The following is a 21080-nucleotide window of genomic DNA, read 5'->3' as shown; positions in this document are numbered from 1 at the left end:
GTGATGGAAGTGCCGTGAGATCACTGCCTTGTTGGGGCTAGAGGTGTCCGGCTGGGGCAAGCGGGCCGAGACCGATGAGGGCATCCTTCAAGGCTCTGCGCCGGGTCAGCCGCGACCCCGCCGCTATCACCCGCATCGCCCGCGCTGCCCTCGTCCTGCTCCAGCTCGAATGCGGCCGAACCACCTGAACGAAGATCACCAACCGTGACGAGCCGTTACCGAGAAGGGCTCACTGACGATAAGAACGGCGCCCTCGAGCGGCTTGCCCTGGCCGTCAAAGCCCACTGCATACACGCCGGGTGCCATCACCATCCCGAGTACAAGGACAATGCGCTGCGCCACTTCGAGGTGATCACCGCGGGCGTCACGCTCGCCGCCTTCGTGCGAGCGGCGCTCGCGGTCGAGCTAGGAGACTTCGCTCCCACCGACCAGCTCGTGCAGGAGGCCAAAGCGCTGGCGGGTTAGTCATGTGCGGGGCGACGCAGGTTCTCTTGCGAGGAGAACAGGGCGATGGCTCTGAACGACTGCTCTGGCCTCGGCGGCACGAGTCCGGTGGCCCCATGGGCTTGATCGTGAAATGAGTGTTCGTCAGAAGTGGCCCCGGAGGCGGCCTTGCGGTGGGAGCAAAATGTATCGAGGCAACCGGCTCGATAAGGTCGTCCATCGGGCAGTCCAGGATGTCCAGCAAGGCCATGAGAACTTTCAGGCTCCGTTGCCCGGTGACCTCCGGTGAGACCGACGAATGCGCGTGGAGCGCCTGAATCCGTCGAGGACGCGCGAGAGCGGTGTTCGGTGCACCTTCGGGTCGTGGACAGTGCCAGCGACATAGATCGGTCCACGAGCGGCTCGCCGCCCGTCAGAGGGAACCCGGTCTCTGGAGGGCCCTCCTGTCTGGAAATAGTTGTGCACAAGTCCCGTCACATTGCCCGCTGTGCGGCTACCAGGGATCCTGAAAGGCTTGCCACCCTGGCAGGCGTTTGGGGGATGTGATGGCCCGCCCGGCAGTACGAGATGGCAGCGATCCCAAAGCCCTCCGCGACACTCGCGTCTTGATCGACTGTCTGCAGGAGCTGGTGCGGGGCGCCGTCTCCAAGACCATCCGCGACTCTGCCAAGTACCCGGAAACGGTGTGGCTCGCGGACGCTCCCGATGGGACAGTACGCCGTGCTGTGGACGCGGATCCTCGCATCATGGTGGTCAAGCACCGTCCGCCCCAAGAAGCGCCGCCGCTGCCGGCGATCCTGCACGGCAGGGTTTCCGCCGAGGCCGCCGCCAGACGTAGGCGTGGCCCGATGTCCGGCGGGGGTGTGGTGGCGGGGCCGAGGTGCAGAGCTTCGCCAACGGTGCGCATGCGTTGCTCGATGACGGCCGGCGTCTTAGAGCTCCTAACGGAATGCGGGATACCCGTGACCTTTGAGGAAGTGACTCGGTTGCTTGGGTGTGAGGAAGCGCGATCCCCAACCGTGGCTGGTGGATGATGAGTTGTGGGCGCGGATCGAGCCGCTGCTACCGGTCCGGCAGCGCCGACACCGGTACCCGGGCAGGAAGGCGCTGGATGACCGCGCTGTGCTGTGCGGGATCTTGTTCGTCCTCTACACCGGCATCCGCTGGGAGTGGCTGCCCGCCGAGCTGGGCTTTGGCTCGGGAATGACCTGCTGGCGACGCCTGCGGGACTGGAACAACGCCGGGGTCTGGCAGCGGCTGCACGAGGTGCTGCTGGCGGAACTGCGGGCAGCGGACCGCCTGGACATGTCGAGGGCGGTGATCGACAGTTCCCACATCCAGGCGCTCAAGGGCGGCCCAAAACCGGCCGGAGCCCGGTCGACCGCGGCCGGTCGGGCTCCAAACACCACCTGATCTGCGATGCCACCGGCATCCCACTTGCGGTGGCGCTGACCGGCGGCAACCGCAACGACATCACCCAGCTCGTGCCGCTGCTGGAGGCGATACCGCCCATCCGCGGCAAACGCGGCAGGCCCCGTCAGCGGCCCAAAGAGATCTACGCCGACCGTGGGTACGACCACGACTGCTACCGCCGCCAGGTCTGGGCGAAAGGCATCAAGCCCGTCATCGCCCGCCGCGGCACAGACCACGGCTCGGGCCTGGGCACGAAGCGGTGGGTCGTGGAGCAGACGATCGCGCTGCTGCACTGGTTCGGCCGCCTGCGCATCCGCTGGGAGATCCGCGACGACATCCACGAGGCGTTCCTCAAGCTCGCCTGCTCACTGATCTGCTGGCGCCGCCTGCGAACCGCATTCCGTTAGGAACTCTTATAGCAGCTGCTGTGAGAGTTCTTCTGCGGCCCGGCATGGGTTGCTGCCAGGCTCGGCGCTCGTGATCCGGCATGACAGGGCAGATAACTGGCGTCCCGTCAGGGACTGCCGCTCCCGAGATGTTGTCCGGGCGCGGGCGTCGGCACGGCCCACCCGTTGGCTTGATCAGCAGCTTGTCCGCCTTCCGGCGTGACTCATCGCAGTTCCGCCACGTGGTGACTCCACCCAGGCCGACGCCGTCACGGTCGTCCGCCCGGAGGAGAACAACCGCATGACCATGCTCGCAGAACACGTCGACGGCGTCATCGGCGTCGACACCCACCGCGACACCCTCGCCGCCGCCGCCGTCAGCCCCATCGGCGCCGTCCTGGCCAGTACCGACTCCCCGGCCAACGCCCGCGGTTACCGGCGCCTGCTGGACTTCGCCCGCCAGCAGGTTCCCGGCCGCCGCTGCTGGGCCCTGGAAGGCATCGGCAGCTACGGCGCTGGCCTCGCGGTCTTCCTGGACCAGGCCGGCGAGCAGGTCGTCGAGGTCTGCCGCCCAAAACGAGCGGCCAACCGCGGGGGCCGCAAGACCGACTTGCTCGACGCCATCCGGGCCGCCAAGGAGGCCCTGGCCACCGAGCACCTGCTCCGGCCTCGCCGCCGTGGCGAACGCGAGGCACTGAGGGTGCTGCTTGCCACCCGCCACGGCGCGGTCCTCGCTTCCACCGCCGCGATCAACCAGCTCAAGGCCCTGATCGTCTCTGCGCCGGACGAACTCCGCGCCGAGCTGGGGAAGCTCAAGCGCCCGGCCCAGATCGCCTACTGCGCTCAGTTTCGCGACTGCCCGGCCCAGGACCTCGAGCACCGGATGACGGTGCGAGCCATGCGGTCCACGGCCCAGCGCATCCAGGCTCTGCAGGCCGAGGCCAAGGAACTCGAGAACGAGATCCTCGCCCTGGTGCAGCAGCAGGCACCCGAGCTTCTCGGCTTGCTCGGAGTCGGACCGATCACCGCCGCCCAGATCTTGGTCAGCTGGTCTCACCAGAGACGATTCCGCTCGGAAGCCGCCTTCGCCTCCTTCGCCGGTGTTTCGCCGATCCCTGCCTCGTCCGGGCTGACCAACCGACACCCTCTCAATCGCAGCGGCGACCGACAGCTCAACCGGGCCATGCACACGATCACCCTGATCCGGATGCGACTGGATCCCTCTACAAAGACGTACGTCGCACGCAAGATCACCGAGGGAAGACCTCCCGTGACGCGCAGCGATGCCTCAAGCGGGTGATCTGCCGCCAGATCTTCAAGATCCTTGAGCGCGCCAAACGGAGCCGACTCGGCAACGTCGAGGAACTCGCGGCTTGACACGACATAGCAGCCTCGGGGGACACCGACACCACAACGGCAGTGACCGCCGCGACTGACCCTGCTTCCCGCACCCGCGGTAAGAGGGTGATGCCGTGGGGCCACGTCTCGTCGCCTCGACCAGCGGGATACAGCCGGCAGCCGCACGGGGAATCGCCAGAGCATCGCGGCGAGGTGGGCTGTGTCGGGGTGGCTGGGGTCCGGTGGTTTGGAGGCGTAGGTTCGACTGCTCACCGGGCCCCGGCTATGAGGCCCGGTTCCTGGGCAGGTGGCCGTTACACCGCTTTACCGACGCATCGCCGACAGCGCTGCTGATCGCCCGTGGGGTGAGATCACGGCGGGGCTGAGGGTGTCTAGGCCGGTGCTGGTCGCGCGGCTGCTGGAGCTGGATGCTGCCGGGTCATGGACGATAGCGCACGTGCGTGCGAGGGCCCAGGTCAGCGGGGTGAATGCGCGCACGGTGGCGCTGGTTGGAGGCTGCACGGAGGGCCGTATGGAGCGCAGGCCGCGGGCTCCAGACAGTGACGGAGATCGGCGAAGCCACAGGTTGCTGAGCGCCTGCACCAAAACCTTGTAGGGCTTCGCCGCTACTTGGCCCTCGGGGCGAGGTAGTAGCTGTCGCCGATCTGGATCGGGTCAATGAACTCTAGCGGCACGAAGGCCTTGATCTCGATCGCCTTTGCCGTGGGCAGCGGCAGGTCCCGCAGATCAGCATCCGAGATCGGCACGACTTGGTCCTGGTCCCTGGCGTACTCGTAACTCTTGCCGATCTCTGACTGGGCGATCTCGCGGTCTTCCGAGTCGTGTTGCGCACTACGAGGGTGCACGGCCGCACGAACCAGTCGCGGTTCATGCGGCCTTGGCACTTATCCGAGAGGCTGGAGTCCGCGTTGGCGCCTTATGGCGACAGCCCTGGCCATACCTTGGTCGAGCGGATGGGCGAGAGGAGAACCTTCCCCTTTGAGTATTGTGACCTCGGCAGTCGTGGCGGTTGCCACACCTGCCGAGAAGGCGAGGGCTAGAACCTCTGCCAGCATGCCGTTGACTCCGGCCTCCGGGAACGGGGTGATCGCGTGGAACGCCTCGTCCCCGTAACGCTTTAGCCAGTCATTGTCGGCGACTACGGTCAGCCACTCTCCAGAGGACTGGATATGGACCTTCTGCGCGCCCAGGGTCAGAGCTTCTGTGGCGATCATGCCCGCTAGCTCGATGGCGTCGTAGTTACCTGAGCGGAAGAACTGACTCTCGTTCTTCTGTAGGTGGGCCATCGTGTCCAGAGGGGCGATATCGTCAGGGTGATATTTCAATGCCGCCCTCCTGCCTGAGTCGGTTGAAGAGGCCGAAGGCCGATGGGGGAATGTGAAATTCGTACCCTTGGAACTTCGGTGACTTCGGTGACTCTGGGATCTTACGGGTCACGGCTCCGGCTTCCTCGAGCTTGCTCATCGCCGTGTCCGTGATTTTGACCTTGATGACTCCGCTCTGTCCTGCGCTTCGGAGAGCGAAGAACTCCGCGTCGAGGTAGTGGGTGGCGAGGAAGAACCCACCCGGCCCGTCGGTGTGGCCTGCGGTTGCTGCGGATGCGTCCAGTCCCTTGTTGAGGATGTCGACCAATGACTTCACGTCGGAACCGTGGAAGAACAATCCGCCGCCTGTGGAGCTCTTAGGCAGTCCCTCGGACCCCAGGACGGACGTCTCGGGCTCCACCGCGTTCCTGCGCCACCCGGTAAGGCCGCCGACTCCGGTGACCGCGATCTGCTGGGTGAGTTCGTCCGCCGCGTCGGCGTACAGGTCCGCGAGGGCGTCGCAGCCCTGCTGGCGGAGCAGGTACTCGGCTCGGTAGAGACGGTAAGCGGGGCGGACGGGAAGGTACCTGTCGACGAAGGCTCTAACGTCGCCGTTCGTTCCGGTCAGAGCGTCCTTGGCGTCTCCCATGAACTCGAAGGGAGCCTTGAGGCCCTGAAGGAAGCCATTACCAAAGATCTTCAGCCCCTCGCCGAGACTGTCGACCTTGCCGTCGTCGCCCGCAACGGGCGTCAGGCCGCTCGGGTCGGTGTACAGCGTGGGCGTGTTGTTGGCGTAGGCGTACGCCGACACGTAAGGGCTGCTGCGGTTCGGGGGCTGCGGGGTCGGGCCGGTTGAAGCGGCCAGTTTCCGTGTCGTACTGGCGGAAAACCTCGTTCCCGGCCCACTGCAGACGGAGGCCTACACGCGAGCCGTCCTACAAATATCCGCCAGCGGCGCGGACTTCCCGATGACGTCGATGCCGCCCTGGAGACCCGGACGGGAAAACAGAAGTTCCTGACCGCCGAGGGTGGCAGACAGTTCGCCAAGTGCTGGAAGAGATCGTCCTGTACAGGCGAGTGGGACCGGCCGCCCTCATGGTGGAGCAGCTCAGCCGTCTGCTGGAGGCGACCGTCCTGGCCTCAGTCAGCATTGGCATCATCCCCCGCGACACCGACCGCAGCGCGATCCCCCCGGTGGAGGATTTCTGGATCTTCGATGACCGGCACGTCAACGTCGAACTCGTCTCCGCCTTCCTGACCCTCCAGCAGGCAGGTGAGGTCAAGCTCTACGCCGACGACTTTCGGCGCCTGAGCGAACCGGCCGTGCACGGCGGCCGCGTGCTGACCGACACCCGCTACAACAGCCGAGGCCTGGCGTATGAGTCCTACGTCGATATCTACGACAGCGCCAACAGCCCCAGCTCCACCTACGCACAAGCGCCGTACGCAGTATGTCAGGTACGCGCTGACGGTGCTGTCGGCCGTCGCCACGGGCAGACCAAGGTTGCTGGCGGCGATCTTCTCGGTGAGCTTGGTCAGCGCTTCCTTGCGGGTCGTGCCGTAGACGCGCACGCGCTTTCGGGTGTTGCCGGGCGCGAGGACGTACCCGGCGGCTTCCCAGCGTCCGTCCTTGCGCTGGTAGACGGTTCCGTCGCCGTTGGCGCGGGAGCGGGCGCGGCGAGATGGGGCGGGGCGCGGAGTGGTCATCAGGCGGCGGCTTCCTGTTCGAGGCGAGTGCGGATGAAGTCGGTGAGGGCGTGGGCGGGGATGCGCCGGGCGCGGCCGAGGGTGATCGAGGCGAGCTGGCCGCTTCGGAGCAGGTCGTAGACGGCGGAGCGGCCGAGCTGGAGGCGGGCCATGACCTGGGGAACCGTCAGCAGCAGCGCCGGCGCTGGGCCCGCCTCCGCATGGAGGACGATGGACGGGGGCGAGGTCATCAGCAGCCCCCTTCTGCCGCAAACTGCCGTTCCAGTTCCCGGCGGTGCCAGACGGCGGCGGCGAGGAGTGCGGCGCCGGGGCTGTAGCCGGTGCCGAGGTAGGCCCAGTGCCCGACGACGAGAGTGGTTTCCGGGTTGGGCTCGGGCAGGCCGGCGTGGGCGCGGACCTGTTCGGTGCGCCAGGCGCGGCGGGCGGCGCGCAGCGCGCCGAGGGTGGTGGAGTAGCGGCGGGACTTGGTGGAGAAGTGGCCCCGGAAGCCGAGCATGTGCGCCCACTTCCAGAGCTTGAGGTGGGCGAACTCGGGCAGCTTGCCGAGTTCCCAGCAGGTGCGGATCATCTGCCGCACGTGCCGGGCGACGGCGAGGCGGGGCAGGGGCCGGGCCTGTCCGGTGCCGTCGCAGGCGGTGCAGGGGAGCGGGGTGCCGTGGGGCAGGAGGGTGGCGCCGCGACCCTGGCAGGGACGGCAGAACAGGGCGCGGTCGAGGGTGCCGGAGGCGTCGGCGGACTTGGTGGCGTACTTCGCTACATAGGCGGCCACCGCCTGATCGCTGAGTTCGGCGTCAGTGCCGAAGGCCGCGATCTCGCGTACGTCGAGTTGTTCGCCCCAGGCGAGTTGGCGTTCCCCGACCGCGTCTGAATTGACCGTGATGCGGACCCGTGCCGCGGCGGCACGTACGGCGTCGGTGAGCACGGCGACGGTGGCATACGGCGGCGGGGGCTGGCTGGTGCCGTCCGGGCCGTCGAGCCGGATGACGGCGTGGAAGTGGACCAGGCCGCGCTGCTGGTACTCGGCGACCTTCGCGAAGGACACACGCAGAACCCCGCGGGCAGCCTTCTGCGTCATGCCGAGCCGGGCGGCGATCTCGCGGCGCAGGTGGGTGGCGAAGCGGGCCCACAAGGCTCCGGCGTGGGCGTTGAAGAGGACCGCGCCCGCGTAGTCGTACGTCGCGGGGTTCAGCGGCGTCCCCAGCAGGGGGTCCGTGGGCTCGTGGAGCTTGCGGCAGCGACAGGGCCGGATGTCGCCGCCGGGCGTGGTGGGGCGGTTGTGGACGGGGCCGAAGGATGGCGGGGTGAGGGTGACGAAGACCCGTGGGTGGGTGCGGACGGTGTCGGGGACGGTCTTGCCGCCGGAGAGGCCGACGCGGATGAGGTGGTAGGTGTCGGCGGCGTAGAGGCGGGAGCAGGCCGGGCAGCGGGAGGCGCGGCGGTTGCCGCACGCGGTGAGCAGGCTGCCCTTGGGCTCCTCGGACGTGGTGTAGGAGCGCAGCACCTCACCGGTCGTGGTGTCGACGGTGGCAGTGCGGCCGGTCAGGCGGACGGGTTCGGTGCAGCCGCCGAGGTGTTCGATCTGCTGCTGTGCGCGGTCGAAGTCGGGGTGGTTAACGAGGCGGAGCAGGTCCCGCACGGCGGGGCTTGCCACGTGGCGCAGGTCCAGGGTGACCATTCGGGGCGTGTCCCTTCTGTCGGGTGGTGGCCCCGAGCAGCAACCAGCCAGGCAGGAAGGCGTGTTGGTGCTGCTGGGGGCATGACGAATCAGGCCCATGGGCGAGCGTGGGTTCAGGGAGGGGTGATGCGGGTGGCGTGGGCGCGGGGGCTCAGAGCTGAGCGAGCGCGGCGGTGGCCACCGGAAGGGCAACGCCCATGCGCGTTCCCAGATGGGCAGCTGTGATCGAAGTTCCGTGCTCGGCACGGTGGGCATCCGCGATGCGTCGGGCCGCGTCCAGCAGGGCGGCAGGCAGGGCCGGGCCGGAGGCGGGTCGGGTCGTCTTGGCGACAGTGATGGGCGGAGTAGCAGCTGGGGCCGGAGTCGGAGCGGGCTGTGGTTCCTCGGCAGGGGAGTCGACGACGATCGGGGCGGGCGTCGCAGGCATCGGCTCGGGGGCGGGCGCTTCGGTGGGCACCGACGCGGAGATGGGGGTGGGTGCGGGCTCCAGGTTCTGGGTGGGGAGGGCGTGGAACTGGGCGAGGAAGGCGGGGCCGACGTGGCCCCAACCGAGCAGCAGGAGCGGGGCGACGCTGTCCAGGCAGGCGCGGCCGTAGCGTCCGGTCAGCAGGGGCTCGGCGGTGTTCAGGGCGAGGGTGAGCAGTCCGCACAGGTGCAGCAGGCGGGTGCCGGCCCGCAACTCTGCCTTGGACACGCCGCGCAGGGCCAGGAAGCGCAGAGCGATCAGGAGCCCGACGACGGACAGGTCCACCATGGGGGCGATCAGCGGCGCGATCGGGTGCGGAACATCGAGGCGCAGGGCGAGCGCCCAGACGTTGCCGAAGGAGAAGACGAAGGCCAGGGCCGCGATGACCGCCATGACCACGGTCACGGTGCGCCGGGTGAACCGTTCCTCCGTCATGATCTCAACCTCCTTTCCAATTTGCGGGCGTTCCGGGCTACTTGGTGAGCGGAACAGGGGTGTCGTCGGGTGCCGTACGGCCAGCGGTGTCGAGGAGGGCGTCCAGGAGGAAGGCGGGGTCGGCGGTCAGGTGCGAGGTGTCCTCGGCGATGCGGGCGGCGTCGGCGTCGGAGACGTAGGGGGTGCGGATGCGGGTGTAGCCGGGGCGGCCCTGCATCGCCATCACCGCGACGCCGACGTAGGCGGGGTCCTGCAAGGTGACCGGGCTGGCGTCGGGCCAGTTGCGGATGTCGTCACCGAGTGCGGCCACCGCGGCTTCCACGGTCTTCTGCGCGGACAGCCCGATCGGGCACACGTCGCGGATGAAGGTCGGAATCGCGTCGCCGGTGGTCTTCTGGCTGATCAGGATCACCAGGATCCCGACGCTGCGACCCTTCTTGACCAGGTCCTCCACCAGGCGGGTGTTCTCCGCCGTCAGCGCGGCCAAACGTCTCGTCTCGGCGTCGCTGCCCTTGTACTCGCGGAAGAACGTGTGTGCCTCGTCGATGATCAGGACCGTGAGCGGCCACTGCGGCGAGGGGCCGACGTGCCACATGTTCTTCACGCCCAGCACGTCACGGATCACCGAGGACCGCTGCCGACGCAGCTCCACCAGCCGCTTGAACAGCGCATTCGCTTCGTCCAGGTCGTCACCACAGAACGTGAACATCCGCTTGACCAGGTCCGCGTAATCGCCCTCCGAGGCCCGCGACACCTTCCCGTCCGCAGTCGCGATCTGTACGGCAGCCGACGGGGCGAAGTCGCAGACGAACTTGTTGATCCCCGAGGTCTTGCCCGCGCCGGGGACGTCGGCCACGGTCACCCCGGGCACGTTGGCCAGGGACACGCACACCGGGGCGACGTACTCGTCCACACCCAGCTCCCAGCGCGTCAGGTCTGTGGGAGGGCGGCCGGTGGGCCGGTGCTCAGTCGGCGTGGTCAACGGGTCGGAGCGCACGCCCCGGATCACCACCTTGCCAGGCCCGTCCGGCAGCACGGACACACGCGTGCAGCGCCAGGCGTCGGCCAGGAAGCGTGCCGCCTTCTGGTACTCCTCCAGCCCGACCTGCGGCAGCGTGCGCGCCCGGACGATCACGCCGAACCGGTCCGACTTCACCTTGATCCGGGGAGTCAGCACGCGCGGCGGTGGCGTGCTGCCCTTCTGCGCGGTGATCTGCGCGAGCAGGCCCGGCGTCTTGTCGGTGACTGCCAGCCCGGCCATCCGAGCGAGCCGCCTACCGGTATCTCAAGCAGGCCGGACTCGTGTACGCGGTCAAGGGGCGCGGCGTCTTCGTACGCCAGACCCCGGAGCCAGGCAAGCACCACGGGCCGATCACGAACTACCTACTGCGAGACGAGATCGCCCGCGAGGCCCGCGCGGCTGCCGCCGAGTTCGCCGACCTCAGCGATGACGAGTTGCTGGAACGGGAAGCCGAGCTGGACCAGCGATGGGTCACGATCCGCGAGGAACACCAGCGAGTCTTCAACGAGCGCCGGAAGATCAAACGCGAGAAGAGCCGCCGCGGCCTGTTCCTGCCACCCCTCCACGACGACACCGATCCGGACGTGTCGCCGAGCGAGAAGCTGGAGGCCGCACTGGCCGAGTCGAAGAAGCGCCGGCAGCAGCGCCCCTGATCGACAGTCTGACAGATCGACCAGACGGTGAGCTGTTCAGAGTTTCTTTGCTTGATCAAGAAGGGCGTCCCGCTTGCGCGGGCCGCCGCGCGCCGGCGGCCGGTGGCCGCCGCCCGCTCCTGTCTGCCGCCCCGCTGGCGACGCCCACCGGCCACTCGGCGCGCGGTGGCAGGCAAGCGAGGTGACCCTGATCCCGGAAGCAACCGCATCGGTCCGCAGCGGCGGCGCCAGGCCGACTGCGCCGAACGCCACACAGCACCACGTCAGGCCGTGGCAGCCGAAAGCCGCGATCGTCGTCGGCGTGCGGTCACAGGCGAGACCGCAGATCGAGCAGGCCATCCCGCTGCCGAGCGGTTAGGCCGGAGGAGGGCGGATGCCGAGACGGAACGAAGAGGCGGGGCTGAGGCCGGCGCGGGGTTACTGGAAGCACACGTGGCGGGTGCTCTCTCGGCGCGCCCGCCGTCGTGGCTGACTTTCTGTGGCTGAGCTTGAAGGCGGTGCGGGATCAGGTGACCAGCGAGGGTGGTGCGATCGTCCGTGCTCGGTCGTACAGGTCGCGGGCCGTCGCGTTCTTCAGATGAGGGCGCAAGAGACCGAACATCGCCTTCACACGCTCGTCGGCTCGGCCGGACTGCACCTTGGGGTAGTCGTCGAGGGCCTGGTGCCAGGTGGCACAGGCCGCTTCCAGGTGGCCGAGTTCCAACTGCCGCTCTGCCAATAGGCCACGACGGTGTACTCGTGTGCGCTGGTACACGCTGGGGCGGAGCCGGTCCGCTTGCTGCATGGCTTCGACGGCTCCGGCCTTGTCACCGAGTTCGTAACGGACCTGGCTGACGTGGTAGTTGAGCGAAGAGGGGTCATACGAGCCGAACGCCTTTCCGCGTGACTCGGCACGGTCCATGGCCGCCTCGGCCTCCCGGATGTAGCGCAGCGCGCCCGCACGGTCGCCGGTCTGCGCGGCAGCGTGCGCTTGCTGGCCGACGAGGAAGGCCAGCATCCGAGGGCCGGCTTTCGGGGAGGCGGCGGCAGCGGCGTCGGCCAGCTCCATGGCCTTGGCCCCGTGACGGAGGTCGACTGCCTGGACACTCATGCCCCGCAGGGTGGTGCAGTACGTCAGGTGGTCCTCGGCAGCGCCAGCCAGCTCCAGGGCCTTGATGTAGTAGCGCTGCGCGAGACCGTGCAGCCCTTCGTCCACGGCCATGTAGCCGGTCAGGTAGAGCAGGTCCGAGGCGGCGGACAGCATCGCCTTGCGTACGTCCTCGGGTGCGTCGGCGCGCAGGTAGGAGGCCACGGTGTTGACTATGAACGAGGCCGCCATGGGGCGTGCGTGACGGCCGCCAAACTCGTCGTCCAGTTCCGAGACACGCTCGGTCATGGCGATGACCATGTTCACTTCGTTCATGCCGATGCGTGCTGTGCGGCCGGACTGAATGGCATCGGCACGCCCGACTACATCAGGCCAGCCGGGGATGGTGACGGCCACGGAGAACAGGCCGGCACCCAGGACACTGCGGCGGGACGGGTCCATATCCAGCCTCCCCAGGTCGATCACCCCTTCCACGGTATCCGCAGCCGCGGAGGAGCGATCGCGTGGAACGGGCAGCCCGGCCTCGGCATGGGTGACGGGGCGGCCGAGGCGGCGGGAGAGAGCTTCGAGGATGCATCCGCGCACCGCGCCGCGAGGGACGGTGCCGCCCAGCCAGTGGCTCACCGCCGACTCGTCATAGCGCAGAGGGATTCCGGTCTCGGTGCCGACGCGGTTCACCGCCCGCGCGAACTGGCGATGAGTCCAACGGCTCTCGGCGAGCAGGCGCCCGAGCGCCACGTTCGGTTCACGCTTGGCCATGCCTCAACTCCCCGTACCCTTGCGAACTTTCAAGGCTTTCAAGCCCTGGTGCTGCGGCAACGGTACCGCTGAGCGTGGTCGTGCGGTTGCGTAGAGACAGCAGGGAACGGCGAGACCTCGCCGCAGCCGTCGTATGAGGGGCTGAGGGATGAGAAGCGAAGCACGGGCCCGTCTGGCCCGGATGACCGAGGAACGGGGCATGGACGGGGTGTTGAGGATCAACACCTACGAGGGCGCGGACCTGCCGCCGGGTTCGAACCGGTTCTCGCCGTGTCTCTGCCCGCAGCACCGCACTGCCACGCCCGAGTACGGCGCGGAGAAGCTGAGCGTCGCAGTACGCGAAGCCAACCAGCGCAGCCGCGGAGAGCGGCTGTGAACCGGTTGGCCGCAGCCGTCGGCCGCTACGCCGGACCAGTCCTGATCATCACCATCTCGGGATCGGTCGGCTTCGTCCTGGGTGTCGCCGCCGCATCCACACCCACCTGACTCCTCCCCGTCACGCGTCCAGGCTCCCCACCTGTGACGAGGGAGGGCCCGCCGCCGGAAGCGGTGGGCACCCCGTCCGGCTGCCTTCTTCGCAAGGGTCCGGCAGCCGGACGGGTCCAACTCCGCAGCATCCGCCGCGGAGTCCACTGAAAACCGTAAGGGAGAAAACGATGAACGTGGACGAGCTGTTCACCGGCGACCTGATCACCGGCGTCCCGGCCGTCGAGGCCGCGCTGCTCGACAAGATGCCGGGCGGCGGCGACAACAACGGCGACCACTGCAGCAAGTGATCCAGGGCTGACGCCAGGCGGGGCGGGGCCGTACGCGGCCCCGCCCCGCCGCACGACATCGGAAGGGGACTACATGTTGTCGATGCGTCTGCGCCTGGCCGATCTCCAGGAGCCCAAGTGGAGTTCAGAGGGCGGCCGTTGGGCCAACGGCGAGAGCTGGATCGAGCCCGCGAACGTGTCCACGTTGGCCATGGAGGTCAACGACGACCAAGCGCCGCGCGTACGGGTCCGCGTGAAGGAGTGCAAGGGCGACGCGTTCGGCCGGACGACCACCGCTCCGGGCCACGGCACCCTTTCCTACTACGCCAACGATCTTGTCTATCGGCAGACAGTCGATGGCAAGCGCCAGACCTGGCAGCGTGACCCCGAACTGCGCGTGCGCTCCTGGACGACGGAAAGCGGCTCAGGTACCACCTGGACGCAGACTGCATCCAGGATCAATCACTATGACAGCGACTCCGCCAACCCCAGGTGGGTGGTGGAGGACACCGGGACCGGCGCGGTCACCCGCAGCATCGTCTCCGCGAGCGGAAATCTCACCGCGACGAGCACCAAGACCGGCGGCGTGGAGCTCCAACTCGCCAACCCGCACGGTGACATCGCTCTCCAGCTTCCGCTGGACGACGCGACGGCTCCGCTAGTGCTCGACTACGACGAGTACGGCAATCCGCGGCCCGGCCAGGCAGGCACCCGCTACGCCTGGCTCGGCACCAAGCAGCGCTCCGCCGACACCTTGAACGGGCTCACTCTCATGGGCGTACGCCTCTACGACCCGAAGCTCGGCCGGTTCCTCCAGGCTGATCCGGTTCCCGGCGGATCAGCGAATGCCTACGACTGCGCCAACGCCGACCCGTGCAACAGTTCCGACACCACCGGGCTGATCCCCAAGTGCGGAAAAAGGCACAAGACCAACGGCTACAACCTGCAGATCATCACCAGCCGCCGCGGCGGCGGCGTGACCAAGGACGGCCACCGCTACATCGGGTACTACGTGGAGACCCAGATCAAGGGATTTGCCAACCGGTACCTGTCCCGAAACGCCGTATACGCGGAAACCTGGGGAACCCGGCCGGGCAAGAGAAGAATGGGCAAACTTCAAGGCAAGGCCAGCTGGTACACGCCCTGGAAGAAGCAGTGGGAGGTTCACTACAACATCCAAGTGAAACCCGGAACGAGAATCGTGACCCACGGCAACGGGGTCGTGCTCGGGTGGAACGGCTTCGTGACCGCCGTCTCCTCCGTCTGCAAGGCCAGCGCGTAGTCCAGCGCCGCGTATCATGATCACAATATGGGTACGCGGCATAGCCGGGGTGGCCCAACCACAGGCGGGTGGGCCACCCCGGCTCGGATTGCTCTCATAGAAAACCGCTTTCGCGCAAGGACCAGGATGCCCAAGAATCTGGCAGAACTCGCCCACGCAGCTTTGACCGCCGGGCACACGGCGGGCGGTGCCGCATCGCACGCCGTGCCCACCCGCCTCGACAGCACGACCGAGGCTGCTGTCGCCGACATATGCATACGCGACGGCCTCGGCTCCGTCCTCCTCTTTCACCGGCGCAAAGACGCCCGATTCGCAGAAGAAATCTACTTCTCGACCCGACTGGACTATGGGTCTTGGGCAGTAGCAGAGCACCTTTCTGGGGGCGCCATGGGAATCGATCCGACCAACACCCGGGAAATCGCAGGAATTCTGAGCGGTAGAGCCCTGGTGCTGTTCGGTGAATCCGAGTCGGAGCTGTTCACTGGCCGACCTCAGGCCGACGAAGGATTTGAACTGCTGCGTTTCTTTGAATTGCTCGTGGATAAGGAGGTCAGTCATCTGGAAATCAAGGACGCTTCACCGGGAGCTGACCTCGAATGCAGCCTCATCCATAAGTCACTCGTTTCGCAGGTGGCACTCCTTGCGCTCTTTCCTGGCGAACGCTTCACCATTCGCGCGATGGTGCAAAAAGGGGCTACTTCGTACCCTCTTGGCGAGCCGTACGAGCTGACCGGCTCTGACCTCGGGCGCGTAGCTGACTCGCCAACCTGGGATGAGGACTCAAGATGACAGAGCCGGAGAGCTGACCGCGATTCGTCACACTCGAAGGTATGTGCAGGTCACCGGGCGATATTCTGGTTGTGCTCCGTGGATGACTATGACACTCTCCGTGCATGTCGATCGTTGACGTGTCCCCTGAGGTGTCCATCGCGTACGAGAGTTTCGGCGACCCTGGAGACCCACCAATTCTGCTGGTGATGGGTTTCGGCGCGCAGATGCTCGCCTGGCACGAGGACTTTTGCCGAGCGCTGGCAGACCGCGGCCGTTACGTGATCCGGTACGACAACCGGGACTGCGGGTTGTCCACCAAGTTCGACGATCATCCTGTGGACATAGGCAAGTTCATCGCCACCGTCAGCTCTGGAGACATTTCCGCAGCCCTCGCCATGGTTCCCTATCGGCTTCTCGACATGGCGGGTGACGGCCTCGGCCTGCTCACCGCGCTCGGTATCGAACGCGCCCACGTGGTCGGTGCCTCGATGGGAGGGATGCTCGCCCAGATGATGGCCCTCTCCTGCACGGAGCGGGTGCTGACCTTGACGTCGATGATGTCCTCGACCGGCGAGAGCGAATACGGCCAGCCCAGCCCGGAGGCCCAGGCGGTGCTGTTCAGTCCCAAGCCCGCGGACCGCGAGGGATATGTTGCGGCGGCGGAGCGGGAACTGGTGTGGGCCTCCAAGCGATACGGCGATGCCTCGGCGCTGCGTGAGCTGGCCGCCGCGGGCTACGACCGCGCCTACTACCCCGAGGGGATCGGGCGGCAGCTCGGCGCGATAATCCTCAGCGGTTCACGTGCGGATGCACTGCGTGAGCTGCGGGTGCCGACGCTGGTGATCCACGGCCTGGATGACACGCTGATCGACCCCAGCGGCGGGAAACGCACCGCGGAGCTGGTGCCCGGCGCCGAACTCCTGCTGGTCCCCGACATGGGCCACGATCGCCCGCGTGAACTCTGGCCCGAGCTTATCGATGCCGTGGTGACCCATACCGGTTGAACAAGTATGTCCAGAGCACCTCAAGCCCCACCTGCAGGACTCCTTCAAGCTGTCTACCGATCCGCAGTTCGTCGCCAAGGTCGTCGACGTCGTTGGCCTGTACCACCACCCGCCCGAAAAGGCGGTCGTGCTCTGCGTGGACGAGAAGAGTCAGATCCAGGCGCTGGACCGCTCGCAGCCGGTGCTGCCGATGATGCCGGGCATGCCCGAACGCCGCACCCACGACTACCTGAGGCACGGCATCACCAGCCTGTTCGCCGCCTCCAACATGGCCGACGGCACCGTCATATCGGCACTGCACCGCCGCCACCGGGCGATCGAGTTCAAGAAGTTCCTGACCCGGATCGACAAAGCGGTGCCCGCCGGACTCGAGGTGCACCTCGTCTGTGACAACTACGCCACCCACAACACTGCCGAGATCAGGACGTGGCTCGGGAAACACCCCCGCTTCCACGTCCACTTCACCCCCACCGGATCCTCCTGGATGAACCAGGTCGAGCGGTGGTTCGGCCTGCTCACCGACAAGCTCATCCGCTGCGGCGTCCACACCTCCGTGAAAGCACTGGAGGACGACATCACTGCATGGATCGACACCTGGAACGAGAACCCGCGGCCCTTCACCTGGACCAAAACAGCCGACGAGATCCTCAACTCCCTCGCCGACTACCTCACCAAACACGGAACCACAGGTCAGAAAACAGAGCAGAACTAACCCTCAGGATTTCTGGCGCATCACACTACTGATCTTTTCGTAAGTTCGGTGGGTGTGGTGGGCGGATGGTCAGGCCGGTATGGGCGAGGAATGACCATGGCAGTTGTGGGTTGGCGTTGATGCGGTGGATGCCTTGTTCGGTGGCGTCGGCGACATCGGCGAGGTGGTCGCCGGCGAGGTTGGCGAGTTCACGCTTCTTGAGCGAGGACCACAGCAGTTCCACCGGGTTCAGTTCGGGAGCGTAGGCGGGTAATCGTTCCAGGGTGAGCCAGTCCTGTCCGGCGGCCCAGGCCCGCATCGGCCGGCTCCAGTGGGCGGACAGGCCGTCCCAGACCAGGACCACCCGCTCGCCGCGGTAGAACACCTTCACCTGTTCCAGGACCTCGATGAGCCCTGCGGTGTCGTAGCTGCCGGGCTTGAGGTGGAAGCACAGGCGGACGCCGCGTTCGGGGTCGGTGGAGTGGTAGCCCAGGGTTCCGGCCATCGACGCGCGCTTCCAGTTCAGCCGGTGCCGCAGGATCGGAGTCCGCCCTCGGGGCGAGTAGGTGCGGCGGATCTGAGGGAGCAGGGAGACGCCTGATTCGTCGAGGAAGACGATCCAGGCACGTGTGTTCACTGCCCCCTTTTGGTGCGCGGCCACTCGTGCGCGATCCAGCGGGCGATCTCCGACTCGTTCCAGGGTCCACAGGTCGGCCTCGAAACCATGAGCCTGGGCACCTTCCTCCAACGCGGCCCGGACCATCTCGACCTGGGCGTCGTCCAGCTTGGGTGGCCGTCCGGTGGCTGCCCGTCTGCGCAGGCCCGAAAGCACCGTCTTGCTCCCACACCCGCCGCCAACGCCGCACACTCTCGGCACACACCCCCACCGCCCTCGCGATCTCCGCATTCGAGACGCCGCCCTCGAACAACTCGACTGCCCGAACACGACGCGCCTCCGCCAACTGAGGCCGCGACAAAGGAGGAAGGGAGGAGCCGGCAACCGAAGGGGAAGGGTGATAAGCCACCCCGACAGCCTCCCACCCACACAGCCACCACACCCACCGAACTTACGAAAAGATCAGTAGCTTCGGCAGCGTCGTCTCCTCCTTCGCCCTGATCCATTTACCGCTGGCTGAGCAGCTGCCTCTGCTGCGGGAGGTCGCTGGGTGGCTCCGCCCACGAGGCACGACGGCGTCCCGGCGCGAGGCGAGCAGGCGCAACCAGCGCAGGTCACTGTCGTCCTGGTCGCCCGCGGGGGTGTAGAGGCACTGGCGTGCACCGTGCTCGTCGACGACGGTCAGGACGCCCCGAGTCGTTCCTCGCGGTCGACGGCTCCGTGCTTCTCGGCCCGAGCGTCGCCGTCATCGCTACCCCCGGCCACGTCTTCGGCAACCAGACGCTGATACTCAACACCTCGACCGGTGTCTGGGCCAGCAGCGAGAACGCCATCGCTGCAGAGTGCCTAAGTCCCGAGCACTCCCGCATGCCCGGCATAGCCCGCTGGGCCCGCACCTGGCAGCGGGAAGTCGTCCTGAACGCCAACATCATCGAGACAGCCGCCGAGCAGTACACTCACTGATCGTCGAGAAGACCCTGGTCGACCGGTCCCGGGCCGACCCTCGGTTCCTGGAGTTCTTCCCCTCCAGCGAACTGACGGCGGCCTAAAGCAACCCGGGCACCAAGCCCACTTTCACCCACAAGGTGCTGACTCACTGATGCTGACCGATGACATCCGCAAAGCCCGGCAGAAGGTGGTCCTGGACCACTTCCACGACGAGGTCCGCCAGGACTGGGACGATGTCCTGGCCACTTTCCCGCACCCCCACTACGAGCTCATCCCGACCATGGAGGTCCACGATGGCGACCAGGAGGTGCGCGGCTACTACCACGCCAGCCGCGTCGCGTTCCCCGACCAGGACCACGAGATCATCGCCCTCCGCCACAGCGACGACGCGGTGATCGTGGAGTTCTGGCTGCTGGGCACCCACCTCGGCTCGCTCGGCGCCATCCCGCCCACCGGGAACCGCTTTCGCGTGCGCATGACCGCCTACTTCATCTTCGACTCCGACGAGAACCTAGTCTGCGAGCGCGTGTACTTCGACAGCCTCACGCTGCTGAAGCAACTCGTCGGCGGTCTGAACATGAAGAATCCTAGAAACTGGCTGCTGACCGCCCGCTGCGTCAGGGGCCTTCTCAGGATGTCCAGTGGTCGGCCGGACCCCCGCCTCGTCAACACCATTCCCCCCACTCTCACAGACTGAGCTCCCAAGAGGTACACGTGAGGGTCCACCACCTCAACTGCGGCACCATGCGACCGTGCGGCGCCCACCTGGTCTGCCACGTGCTCCTGATCGAAACCGACAGCGGCCTGGTCCTCGTGGACTCCGGTTACGGTCTGGACGACATCGCACACCCCGGACGGCGCGTCGGGCCGTCACGCTGGTACGTCCGGCCGGTCCTCGACCCTCAGGAGGCGGCCGCCTGCCAGGTCGAACGGCTCGGTTTCCGTCGCGACGACGTTCGGCACATCGTCCTCACGCACTTCGACGCGGACCACATCGGCGGCCTGTCCGACTTCCCCCAGGCCCAGGTTCACGTCACCGCAGCCGAGGTACGCGGGGCTGTCCACTCTCCGTCCCGGCGGGAACGGCTCCGCTTCCGCCCGGCCCAGTGGGCGCACGGCCCGAATCTCGTCGAGCACAGCCCTGACGGAGAGGCATGGCGTGGCTTCGCCGCGGCCAGGGAACTCACCGCCATTGCCCCCGGAATCGTCCTCGTCTCCCTGCCCGGCCACACCCGCGGGCACGCCTGCGTCGCGGTCGACACCGGCGCCCGTTGGATCCTGCACGCCGGCGACGCCTTCTACCACCACGGCACACTGGATCCCCGTACCCCCGTGCCCGCTGGCCTCCGCGTCATGGAAACCGTCGTCGCCCACGATCTGAAGAAGGTCCGTGACAACCACGCCCGCCTCACTGAGCTGTACCGGCGGGCGGACCCTGGCCTCGCGATCGTTTGTGCGCACGACCCGGTCCTGTACGAGAAGATGCGCACCGAGGCAGATCTCCCAGGGAACGAGGGCGGGAGCCCGCAGAGACGGCCGAGCTGCTACTGAGGTTTTTGGTTCGGGGTGACGTCATGGCGGCGTCGTGATGAGTCCGGTTTCGGCTATGAACCCGTCGAGTAGGTCGGGCCGGTACTGCATCCGTTTGAGGCGGGTGCGGACGAGCCCGGCGAGGCCATCGATGGTGCACGGGGCGAGGTTGCCCAGGCTCTGCTTCAGGTGTGCCCATACACTCTGGGCCGGGTCAGCACGATGTTGCCGCCAAGTTGCTGGTGGGCGGCGTCCAATAACGCGGCGAAGTCCTTCTCCCGAAAGCCCTTCTTCTCGCCCTTGCGGCCGTGGTGCACCAGCATCCGGAAGACCAGGCGGGTGCGTTGTTCGGCCTTCTGGCAGACCAGGCCCGCCAGGGAGATGCGGCCCGAGCCGGCCGCGCGGACCCTGACCAGGGGCGGACAGCCACGCGGGGACCAGGTGCACGCCTTCGGCGGCCGCAGCAGCTGCCCTGCCTCGTCCGCGAAGACGAGGCCGCCGCCAGGCTCCCCACCGGGGGGGCCGAAGAAACGGTCCGAGCAGCCTCGTTCCCCTCACCGTGGCAGAAGTGCGACGGCTCCTGGACCTTGCCCATTCCCCCGCAACCTGGCTATCGAGGCACCGGCTCCGCTGGTCGCACTGGCGCCGACGCCATCAAGCCGTCGCCCGCCACTGCCACTACCAGCGCCGCACGCACCTCGATCGGGTGAGTCACGAACCACCATCGTCCTGATGCAGCATCAGTTCACTAGACTCGAAACAGGCGGCTGACCA

The 21080-nt window shown here is 67.3% G+C and carries 20 protein-coding genes and 4 pseudogenes; 13 read left to right on the top strand and 11 right to left on the bottom strand.

Features of this window, described 5'->3' with window-relative positions:
- Nucleotides 1–74 precede the first annotated feature (74 nt).
- The 4 genes and pseudogenes from M2163_RS00305 to M2163_RS00285 all read left to right on the top strand — a co-directional run.
- Nucleotides 75–188: pseudogene (locus M2163_RS00305) on the top strand (IS5/IS1182 family transposase); the annotation flags it as partial.
- A 16-nt stretch (nt 189–204) separates the two neighbouring features.
- The gene (locus tag M2163_RS00300; protein WP_280855078.1) at nt 205–465 is read left to right on the top strand and encodes a DUF6420 family protein; all 261 of its coding nucleotides are present in this window, start codon (nt 205–207) and stop codon (nt 463–465) included.
- 975 nt (nt 466–1440) lie between these two features.
- A protein-coding gene (locus M2163_RS00290; protein ID WP_280893127.1) for an IS5 family transposase occupies nt 1441–2264 on the top strand; the annotation gives its coding sequence in 2 pieces (ribosomal slippage) (nt 1441–1801 and nt 1801–2264; 825 coding nt in all).
- Nucleotides 2265–2544: 280 nt separating this feature from the next.
- The gene (locus tag M2163_RS00285; RefSeq protein ID WP_280855079.1) at nt 2545–3543 is read left to right on the top strand and encodes an IS110 family transposase; all 999 of its coding nucleotides are present in this window, start codon (nt 2545–2547) and stop codon (nt 3541–3543) included.
- 664 nt (nt 3544–4207) lie between these two features.
- On the opposite strand, the gene M2163_RS00280 is transcribed toward M2163_RS00285, so the two are convergent.
- From M2163_RS00280 to M2163_RS00245, 8 genes and pseudogenes are all read right to left on the bottom strand, one after another.
- Nucleotides 4208–4447, bottom strand: coding sequence for a Ku protein (locus tag M2163_RS00280; protein ID WP_348541023.1), 240 nt, complete (start codon nt 4445–4447; stop codon nt 4208–4210).
- Nucleotides 4448–4486: 39 nt separating this feature from the next.
- Nucleotides 4487–4927: a hypothetical protein gene (locus M2163_RS00275; RefSeq protein WP_280855080.1), complete on the bottom strand. Its 441-nt coding sequence runs from the start codon at nt 4925–4927 to the stop codon at nt 4487–4489.
- Nucleotides 4911–5717, bottom strand: coding sequence for a hypothetical protein (locus tag M2163_RS00270; RefSeq protein WP_280855081.1), 807 nt, complete (start codon nt 5715–5717; stop codon nt 4911–4913). The genes M2163_RS00275 and M2163_RS00270 overlap by 17 nt, the downstream gene beginning before the upstream one ends.
- Nucleotides 5718–6355: 638 nt before the next feature.
- Nucleotides 6356–6613, bottom strand: a pseudogene (locus M2163_RS00265) (site-specific integrase); the annotation flags it as partial.
- Entirely contained in the window at nt 6613–6843 is a 231-nt protein-coding gene (locus M2163_RS00260; protein ID WP_280855082.1) for a helix-turn-helix domain-containing protein, read from the bottom strand. The pseudogene M2163_RS00265 and the gene M2163_RS00260, both read right to left, overlap by 1 nt.
- Nucleotides 6843–8288, bottom strand: coding sequence for a replication initiator (locus M2163_RS00255; RefSeq protein ID WP_280855083.1), 1446 nt, complete (start codon nt 8286–8288; stop codon nt 6843–6845). Before M2163_RS00255 ends, M2163_RS00260 begins: the two co-directional genes overlap by 1 nt.
- A 151-nt stretch (nt 8289–8439) precedes the next feature.
- Complete coding sequence (locus M2163_RS00250) at nt 8440–9189, bottom strand: DUF2637 domain-containing protein (protein ID WP_280855084.1); 750 nt, start codon at nt 9187–9189, stop codon at nt 8440–8442.
- A 37-nt stretch (nt 9190–9226) separates the two neighbouring features.
- A pseudogene (locus tag M2163_RS00245) lies at nt 9227–10462 on the bottom strand (cell division protein FtsK); the annotation flags it as partial.
- A gap of 29 nt (nt 10463–10491) precedes the next feature.
- Here M2163_RS00245 and M2163_RS00240 point away from each other — a divergent pair.
- A complete protein-coding gene (locus M2163_RS00240; protein ID WP_280855085.1) occupies nt 10492–10863 on the top strand; it encodes a hypothetical protein in 372 nt (123 codons plus the stop codon).
- Nucleotides 10864–11368: 505 nt separating this feature from the next.
- Here M2163_RS00240 and M2163_RS00235 read toward each other — a convergent pair.
- Nucleotides 11369–12709, bottom strand: coding sequence for a tetratricopeptide repeat protein (locus tag M2163_RS00235; RefSeq protein WP_280855086.1), 1341 nt, complete (start codon nt 12707–12709; stop codon nt 11369–11371).
- Nucleotides 12710–12857: 148 nt separating this feature from the next.
- Between M2163_RS00235 and M2163_RS00230 the strand changes: the two genes are divergently transcribed.
- The 5 genes and pseudogenes from M2163_RS00230 to M2163_RS00210 form a co-directional block, all read left to right on the top strand.
- Nucleotides 12858–13085, top strand: coding sequence for a hypothetical protein (locus M2163_RS00230; RefSeq protein WP_280855087.1), 228 nt, complete (start codon nt 12858–12860; stop codon nt 13083–13085).
- A 473-nt stretch (nt 13086–13558) separates the two neighbouring features.
- The gene (locus M2163_RS00225) at nt 13559–14746 is read left to right on the top strand and encodes an RHS repeat-associated core domain-containing protein (RefSeq protein WP_348541024.1); all 1188 of its coding nucleotides are present in this window, start codon (nt 13559–13561) and stop codon (nt 14744–14746) included.
- A 126-nt stretch (nt 14747–14872) separates the two neighbouring features.
- A complete protein-coding gene (locus tag M2163_RS00220; protein WP_280855088.1) occupies nt 14873–15535 on the top strand; it encodes a hypothetical protein in 663 nt (220 codons plus the stop codon).
- Between the two features lie 104 nt (nt 15536–15639).
- The gene (locus tag M2163_RS00215) at nt 15640–16521 is read left to right on the top strand and encodes an alpha/beta hydrolase (protein WP_280855089.1); all 882 of its coding nucleotides are present in this window, start codon (nt 15640–15642) and stop codon (nt 16519–16521) included.
- 19 nt (nt 16522–16540) lie between these two features.
- Nucleotides 16541–17233, top strand: a pseudogene (locus M2163_RS00210) (IS630 family transposase); the annotation flags it as partial.
- A 25-nt stretch (nt 17234–17258) separates the two neighbouring features.
- Here the strand turns inward: M2163_RS00210 and M2163_RS00205 are convergent.
- Nucleotides 17259–17849 carry a transposase gene (locus M2163_RS00205; protein ID WP_280892840.1) on the bottom strand — a complete coding sequence of 197 codons (591 nt, stop codon included), beginning with the start codon at nt 17847–17849 and terminating at the stop codon, nt 17259–17261.
- A 636-nt stretch (nt 17850–18485) separates the two neighbouring features.
- Here M2163_RS00205 and M2163_RS00200 point away from each other — a divergent pair.
- From M2163_RS00200 to M2163_RS00190, 3 genes are all read left to right on the top strand, one after another.
- On the top strand, nt 18486–18791 hold the full coding sequence (locus M2163_RS00200; RefSeq protein ID WP_280855091.1) for a hypothetical protein: 306 nt from the start codon (nt 18486–18488) through the stop codon (nt 18789–18791).
- A gap of 136 nt (nt 18792–18927) precedes the next feature.
- Nucleotides 18928–19473 (top strand): ester cyclase, encoded by a 546-nt coding sequence (locus M2163_RS00195; protein ID WP_280855092.1) that lies wholly within the window; start codon nt 18928–18930, stop codon nt 19471–19473.
- A 17-nt stretch (nt 19474–19490) separates the two neighbouring features.
- The gene (locus M2163_RS00190) at nt 19491–20327 is read left to right on the top strand and encodes an MBL fold metallo-hydrolase (protein WP_280855093.1); all 837 of its coding nucleotides are present in this window, start codon (nt 19491–19493) and stop codon (nt 20325–20327) included.
- A 164-nt stretch (nt 20328–20491) separates the two neighbouring features.
- On the opposite strand, the gene M2163_RS00185 is transcribed toward M2163_RS00190, so the two are convergent.
- Nucleotides 20492–20629, bottom strand: coding sequence for a hypothetical protein (locus tag M2163_RS00185; RefSeq protein WP_280855094.1), 138 nt, complete (start codon nt 20627–20629; stop codon nt 20492–20494).
- Between the last annotated feature and the right edge of the window lie 451 nt (nt 20630–21080).

It is taken from the genome of Streptomyces sp. SAI-135, from assembly GCF_029893805.1.
Taxonomy (GTDB): domain Bacteria; phylum Actinomycetota; class Actinomycetes; order Streptomycetales; family Streptomycetaceae; genus Streptomyces.
This window is presented reverse-complemented; position numbering and strand designations above follow the sequence as displayed.

Bases quoted from the DNA above. Each gene is read 5' to 3' on its own strand.
- M2163_RS00285 (WP_280855079.1), top strand. From the start codon at position 2,545: ATGACCATGCTCGCAGAACACGTCGACGGCGTCATCGGCGTCGACACC.
- M2163_RS00195 (WP_280855092.1), top strand. From the start codon at position 18,928: ATGCTGACCGATGACATCCGCAAAGCCCGGCAGAAGGTGGTCCTGGAC.
- M2163_RS00250 (WP_280855084.1), bottom strand. From the start codon at position 9,189: ATGACGGAGGAACGGTTCACCCGGCGCACCGTGACCGTGGTCATGGCG.
- M2163_RS00260 (WP_280855082.1), bottom strand. From the start codon at position 6,843: ATGACCTCGCCCCCGTCCATCGTCCTCCATGCGGAGGCGGGCCCAGCG.
- M2163_RS00185 (WP_280855094.1), bottom strand. From the start codon at position 20,629: ATGCTGGTGCACCACGGCCGCAAGGGCGAGAAGAAGGGCTTTCGGGAG.
- M2163_RS00225 (WP_348541024.1), top strand. From the start codon at position 13,559: ATGTTGTCGATGCGTCTGCGCCTGGCCGATCTCCAGGAGCCCAAGTGG.
- M2163_RS00230 (WP_280855087.1), top strand. From the start codon at position 12,858: ATGAGAAGCGAAGCACGGGCCCGTCTGGCCCGGATGACCGAGGAACGG.
- M2163_RS00235 (WP_280855086.1), bottom strand. From the start codon at position 12,709: ATGGCCAAGCGTGAACCGAACGTGGCGCTCGGGCGCCTGCTCGCCGAG.
- M2163_RS00255 (WP_280855083.1), bottom strand. From the start codon at position 8,288: ATGGTCACCCTGGACCTGCGCCACGTGGCAAGCCCCGCCGTGCGGGAC.
- M2163_RS00220 (WP_280855088.1), top strand. From the start codon at position 14,873: ATGCCCAAGAATCTGGCAGAACTCGCCCACGCAGCTTTGACCGCCGGG.
- M2163_RS00215 (WP_280855089.1), top strand. From the start codon at position 15,640: ATGTCGATCGTTGACGTGTCCCCTGAGGTGTCCATCGCGTACGAGAGT.